The organism is Paraclostridium sp. MRS3W1, assembly GCF_032465715.1.
Classification (GTDB): domain Bacteria; phylum Bacillota; class Clostridia; order Peptostreptococcales; family Peptostreptococcaceae; genus Paraclostridium; species Paraclostridium dentum.
Map to the genome: position 1 here is coordinate 1 of NZ_JAWDJM010000041.1, position 6,284 is coordinate 6,284.

At 25.7% G+C, this 6,284-nt stretch carries 7 protein-coding genes; 4 read left to right on the top strand and 3 right to left on the bottom strand.

Features of this window, described 5'->3' with window-relative positions:
• The 4 genes from RWY47_RS03570 to RWY47_RS03585 form a co-directional block, all read left to right on the top strand.
• On the top strand, nt 1-268 hold a 268-nt coding region (locus RWY47_RS03570), incomplete at its 5' end, for a hypothetical protein (protein ID WP_316030237.1).
• Nucleotides 265-1,023 (top strand): recombinase family protein, encoded by a 759-nt coding sequence (locus RWY47_RS03575; RefSeq protein ID WP_148551678.1) that lies wholly within the window; start codon nt 265-267, stop codon nt 1,021-1,023. The genes RWY47_RS03570 and RWY47_RS03575, both read left to right, overlap by 4 nt.
• A gap of 195 nt (nt 1,024-1,218) precedes the next feature.
• Complete coding sequence (locus tag RWY47_RS03580) at nt 1,219-1,890, top strand: hypothetical protein (protein WP_150842074.1); 672 nt, start codon at nt 1,219-1,221, stop codon at nt 1,888-1,890.
• 334 nt (nt 1,891-2,224) lie between these two features.
• A complete protein-coding gene (locus RWY47_RS03585; protein WP_206622230.1) occupies nt 2,225-2,377 on the top strand; it encodes a hypothetical protein in 153 nt (50 codons plus the stop codon).
• A gap of 196 nt (nt 2,378-2,573) precedes the next feature.
• Here RWY47_RS03585 and RWY47_RS03590 read toward each other — a convergent pair whose 3' ends face one another.
• The 3 genes from RWY47_RS03590 to RWY47_RS03600 form a co-directional block, all read right to left on the bottom strand.
• Nucleotides 2,574-3,635 carry a hypothetical protein gene (locus RWY47_RS03590; protein ID WP_224170789.1) on the bottom strand — a complete coding sequence of 354 codons (1,062 nt, stop codon included), beginning with the start codon at nt 3,633-3,635 and terminating at the stop codon, nt 2,574-2,576.
• 486 nt (nt 3,636-4,121) lie between these two features.
• Nucleotides 4,122-5,171: an L-threonylcarbamoyladenylate synthase gene (locus tag RWY47_RS03595; protein WP_168932487.1), complete on the bottom strand. Its 1,050-nt coding sequence runs from the start codon at nt 5,169-5,171 to the stop codon at nt 4,122-4,124.
• Nucleotides 5,172-5,291: 120 nt separating this feature from the next.
• Nucleotides 5,292-6,146, bottom strand: a complete 855-nt coding sequence (locus RWY47_RS03600; protein ID WP_224170790.1) for an AAA family ATPase — start codon at nt 6,144-6,146, stop codon at nt 5,292-5,294.
• Nucleotides 6,147-6,284: the final 138 nt, after the last annotated feature.

Genomic DNA, 6,284 nt, shown 5'->3' on the forward strand with positions numbered 1-6,284 from the left:
ATATTATTCATATAGAATAGAAAATATCATGCTTGTAGGGGATGAATTATTTTTACTAAAATATAAAAACATATGCATTTTCAAATTATTTGATTTTAAAAATTATCTATCTTTAAAAAGAGCATCTTTTAATAGCAATTATTCATATAGAAACCGTCAAAATTTGTGCGATATAAAACATCCAAAGCTTTTTTTAAAGGCCTTAGAATGGAATTTAAGAGGTCGATTAAAAATCAATAATTTTAGGAAATTAATAGTTAAACTATGAAAAAAGTAGTAGGATATCTTAGGATATCTACCGCATCACAAATTGACAACACATCTATAGAAATGCAACGTGAAAAGATAGAGCTTTATTGTAAATTAAATAACATAGAATTAGTAAACACTTATGTTGATGAAGGTTGGTCGGCAAAAGACTCAGACAGACCGTCATATAATAAAATGATTGAATTTGTATCAAATAAAGAAAATGGAGTAGATACAATTATAGTCTACAAAGCAGATAGAATTCATAGAAGTCTTAAAAACTTAATGATCATGGTTGACTACCTTCAAGAAATAGGAATAGGATTTATATCACTCACAGAACAATTTAACACTAATACAGCTCAAGGATTGCTATTTCTACAAATGATTGGTAGTTTCTCTGAATTTGAGCGAAAACTAATTTCAGAAAGAACTCATTCTGGTAGAGTTGCTAAAGGAAAGAAAAATCTATTCCCTGGCGGCAGAATACCTCTTGGATACAAATTAGTTGAGAATGATATGTTACTGATTAAAGAGGATGAGGCAATAATAGTAAAAGATATATTTAAGCTTAGAAGTAAAGGGGTTTCATACGAAAGAATTGGTCGTAAATATAATTTTACAAAACAAAGGATAGCTTATATTCTTTCAAATCCTATTTACACAGGAGTATATAAGTATGATGGTAAAATAGAAAAAAATAGAATTAACCTCCAAGTTCCACCTATAATCAGTCGTTATATGTGGAATAAGGTTAATTCAAAAAGCAGTTAGATATGTTTTTTATTGTCGAACATTTTTATAAACTTTTGTAAGCTTTATTCTTATATATCGCTTACAATTATATTATAGTTATATTACATATATCTTACAGGCATATTTTTAAGTACTTACAACAAGTAATCTCTAAAAATATGCTTGTAAGCTCATTGTAAGATTTATGTATTTTTTATTAGGGGGGGAATTAGTTTGACTAAAGACGAATTTAACAAATTGGGTATAGACAAGCAAATAGATTATTTGAATACAAACCTGACCGAAGGAATCTCACTAACTATATTATGCAAAAACATTGGAATAGCAAGGAGTACAGTTGCTGGAAGAGCTCTAAAACAAGGTTATATATTTAATAAAGAGATTAACCAGTACGTCTTAAATAATAAAATTGATACCGGACGATCTTACAGTAAGCTTACAGTAAGCAATCCGCTTACATACGAAAATAAAATGACATCAGAAATTGGCAAACCTAACTTTTCAAACAATGATCTTAATAGTTTAAATCAAAATATCTCAACTAGCACTGCTAATCATAATGGACTTATTTTAAATTCATCTGACTCAGACAACCTTGGTTACTTACTTAAAAATATAGATATACTAAAAGAATTTATAGAGAGCAATAAAAATAAATCTCCTAACAATGAAGTATCTAGTTTAGAAGATATAGTAAACGATATTTATAAGTTTAAGCAAGAAAAAAGAAATTATAAAGTTAAAAGTTTAAGAATTGACCAAACTATCCTTAATGAATTCGAATCCATAGCTAGTGAATTATCTAGTAAAGGTATAAATCAACAAGAGTTTTTAAACTATATATTAGAGTCTTACATTGGTTTTTATAAAAGTTTTAAACTGTAATGTTATTATAAATCTATGCACAGAAAAAAAAGACTTTAAGTATTAACTTATAAGTCTTTTTTTCTGTTATCGCAAAATATTTAGTTTTGGTTTTGGGGGGTAAATAAAATCCCCTAATAAATATGAATCTTTAAAGTATACAAAATTTAATTCAACTATTGGGGGTGTTTTATTTATGTTTTTATTTTAATATAAATAAAATATAAAGTAAAATTGAAATATAAAATGAATATAATAAGATTAGACAATGATTAGATTATCACTTTAATTATCCCTTAAAACTAGATTTAAAGGATAATTAAAATTAAGTATATTTATTAATAAGGAGATGTTTATGGAGAAATTACCTAATACATTATCTAGTGATGGTGAAGAAATTGATGCATATGTTATTGGTGAGTTTGAACCTTTGGAGTCATTTACCGGATATGTTGTGTACTTAATAAAAAGAGAGCTCATTTTTAAGAGTCCTCTTTTTTATTATTAATTGTAAGCATGTCACTTACATATTTATTATTATCTGTAACCCTTATTTTCACTTAATTCTAAGCTTATTTATGTAAATTCTTAATTATAACATAGTTAAAACTAACTTATAACTAATTTTTATATATAATTTCACTTTTTTAAATTCAAATTTAAACTGTATAATATTTGATTAATAACAAAATTAATATAAATTTTTAATTTGAATTATTGCTTAAAGCATCTTCATAAAACTTGATACTAACATCTTTTAAATCAGTATCTTTTGGATTAAATTTATTATCTATTAAATAATTATAAAATTTCATATCATATGCATAAGTCGTATTTGTTTTTTTACGGTTATAATACTTATGCTCTAGGTATTTTGCAAAACCTTCAACTAAGTTTTCTTCACACCATCCTGCCCAATCATAAGCGTCTTTTCCAAGGTTATTATAACTATCCAATAAAGCTTTATCTTTCTTTAATTCATTCGAAATTTTGATAAACTCCTTACTTCTAGTAAAGTTTCTAAATATCTCATGTGAATATTCATGGAATGGTGCTCCAAATAAATTCCCTTTGTCTCTTGATGGTTGAATAGTCGATATCTTATAATTTCCATTTTCAAATCCCATTGCTCCTATTGGTCTCAAATCATAATAAAATAGTGCAGTATAATCCTTATTAAATTTTATTCCACTTTCATCTTCCATAAATTTAAATATATCTATATTTTCTTTTTCAAGGTATCTGTTAACTTTTTTTCTATTTAATTCTATTTTGGAATTATTACTTTCTATAAATTCCTTTAAGTACTCTTTATAAAAATAATTATAGAATATATCTATATCTTCCTTTCTCATTTGACTTAATTCTAACTTAGATTGATTATTAATTTTTTCTACTACTTCTTCAACGCTAGCGTTATCATCTAAATATATTGTTTCTGATACGTATTTCCAATCACCATAATTATCATATATTCTAATTAATCTGCGTTTCATCTCAGTATCCATAGTTGAATATGTTTCTTTTAACCATTTATAATAATCTACCCCATACTCTCCACAATTTTTGTATAGATCTTCATTAAATTCATCAACATTTTTAAAGTTTGATCTATAAACGTCATAAGCTACTGTAACCAAAGAAATTTTTAACGTTACACCTCTAACTTCAACTTTTTTATCACTACTTTCTTTATTAATTTGTGTGTAAGCTAAAATCAACATCAGTAACAATATAAAAAAGCCTATTAGTAATTTTTTATACATCATCATCCCCCTACTTATAAAGTATTTTAATTTCATTATAGTTTTGATTCTTGTTAAAGTATATTAGATTTCATTATATAAAATATTATTTATATAAATGTATTTTAATGTCATATATTACTTACAAAAAAAGAACTCACTTTTATATGAGTTCTTTTTTATATTATTTATTGTAAGCAAAATGCTTACAAATTTATTAATAGACAGGTTTAGCTATATACCTTGATTTTACTACATTTTCTAATTTAACTATATATTTTTATTAAAAAAAACTAATTTTTATATTTATTAACTTTATAAATTAACTTAGTTAAAACTAGTTTTTAACTTAATTTTAAATCAATTTATTTGAAATTTTTCAAGATTCACTTCTACATACTAAAAAAGTTCATATTATAATAAATATTAATCCGAATAAATAGTTATTTTTTTGTCAATTAAATTTATATAAACTTTTTCTACAATTATAAATACATATCTTGTTATTTATATATGAATAATGTTTCCTGCACTAGCTTTTTCTAATCTATTGATTATAGAATTTCCTAATCCATGATTAATAGGCGCTTGTATGTAAATATGGTCAATATCCAACTTGTCACATTCTCTAAGTAAGTCAAATATTTTTTGTGCTGCAGTATTTAATGTATTAAAACTTCCTAAACTATATATGTAATTATAGTTGCTGAATTCGTCTAAAAACTCTTCAAAACAAAGTATAGCCTCATTCTTATTTGCATTTTCCTTAATCCACTTAGAAGTATTTACATACTCTCCTTCAACCAATGTTACAGGTACATCTGGTGCATAATGCCTATACTTCATTCCTGGAGCTTTTGGTACTTCACTATCTTCAACACTTAATAGATCCTTTTTATATATAAGGTTAGGAATTATATCACATATCTCATCTACACTTATAGCTCCAGGTCTTAACAGTACAGGATCTGGAGTTGACATGTCTATGATTGTTGATTCTAAACCAATTGAACATGACCCTCCATCTAAAATACAAGGAATTTTTCCACTTAAATCATTAATGCAATGTTTTGCACTTGTAGTTGAGGGCTTGCCTGATAAATTTGCAGATGGAGCAACTAATAAAGTTCCGCTTTCTTTAATTACAGCTCTAGCTATTTCGCTTTTAGGAAACCTAACTGCCACAGTATCCATACCTGCCGTAACTATATCTGAAATACACTCTTTTTTATTGAAAATTAATGTTACTGAACCTGGCCAAAAAGCATCAAATACTTTTTTCGCTTCTTGTGGTATATCTTTGCATATATCATAAACTTGTTCTAATTTATATATATGTACTAATAATGGATTATCTTGTGGTCTACCTTTTACTTGAAATACCTTTTTAATTGCATTTTCATTAAAAGCATCTGCCGCTAATCCATAAACTGTTTCTGTAGGAATTGCAACAACTTCACCTTTTTTTAGGTACTCTGCTCCTTTTTTAACATTTTCGTAATTCGAGTTCAAATCTTTAACTTCTAGTATTTCTGTTTCTATAGAATTTACTGTCATTTACAACTTGCCTCCTATTTATGCTATTTATGCATTAACTTAATAATGCCTATTAATTATTATAGTACATATATCCCTTCTAAGTTAGAGTCTCGTACTAATATTTTTGTAGCTTACATGCTAAAATTCTTTTTCATGTTCTTTAAAAAAATCATAATAGTTACGTACATTTTCTAATTCAGTCCATTTTTTAACTCTTACTGGATCTTCATCAAGGTCATAGATTTTAGCACCTTTCATAGCTAGCATAAATGGAGAGTGGGTTGATATTATAAATTGGCATCCAAAAAATCTTGATGCATCTTCTATAAATTTAGACAATTCTATTTGTCTTTGCGGAGAAAGACTATTTTCAGGCTCATCCAGTATGTACAGACCATTTTCTCCTATCTTTTCTAGAAAATATTTAAATGCACTTTCTCCGTTTGAATATTCTCTAATGTTATCTCTTAAGTTATCTCTTATAAATTTAGATTGAGTTTTTTTCTTAGCCCTACTTATTCTTTTCATTTCATCATAATCATCTAAAGATGTCATCCTAAAACTTGAAAATTTAGTATCTATATATTCTTCAAATAACTCAGATCTCTTTTCATCAATACGTTCATTTATGTTTCTGATGTTTAACATATAATCAAATACATCATCACTAGTTATAATCTTGCTATTTTTAGGTATTTCATTTGAAATTTCCATGTAGCACATATTTACATAGTCCGTAAAAAAATTAGTTTTATTGTAAATAGAATCTCTATATAAATTTACTTTTTCTGCAATTACATTTAATGCTGTTGACTTTCCAGATCCATTACCCCCATATAATATAGTAATTGGTTCAAAGTCAATTCTCTCAAATTGATTTTTAGATAATATTTTAAATGGATAAAAAGAGTCATAGCAAGTTCTTTTTTCGTCTAATATAAATTTATATTCAGTATCTTCATTAACAAATTCAAAAGCACTTATGTATATCATTTTTTATTTTCCTTTCGTACTCTATATAAAAACTATGTGAATAATATTTTATCATATTTCTAAGGTTATAATATTTATTTTAAACTATGTTAATCTCTACATAATCTAAAATCAATTAATATACAAGTTGTTTAATAC

Bases quoted from the DNA above. Each gene is read 5' to 3' on its own strand.
- RWY47_RS03600 (WP_224170790.1), bottom strand. From the start codon at position 6,146: ATGATATACATAAGTGCTTTTGAATTTGTTAATGAAGATACTGAATAT.
- RWY47_RS03585 (WP_206622230.1), top strand. From the start codon at position 2,225: ATGGAGAAATTACCTAATACATTATCTAGTGATGGTGAAGAAATTGAT.
- RWY47_RS03590 (WP_224170789.1), bottom strand. From the start codon at position 3,635: ATGTATAAAAAATTACTAATAGGCTTTTTTATATTGTTACTGATGTTG.
- RWY47_RS03595 (WP_168932487.1), bottom strand. From the start codon at position 5,171: ATGACAGTAAATTCTATAGAAACAGAAATACTAGAAGTTAAAGATTTG.
- RWY47_RS03575 (WP_148551678.1), top strand. From the start codon at position 265: ATGAAAAAAGTAGTAGGATATCTTAGGATATCTACCGCATCACAAATT.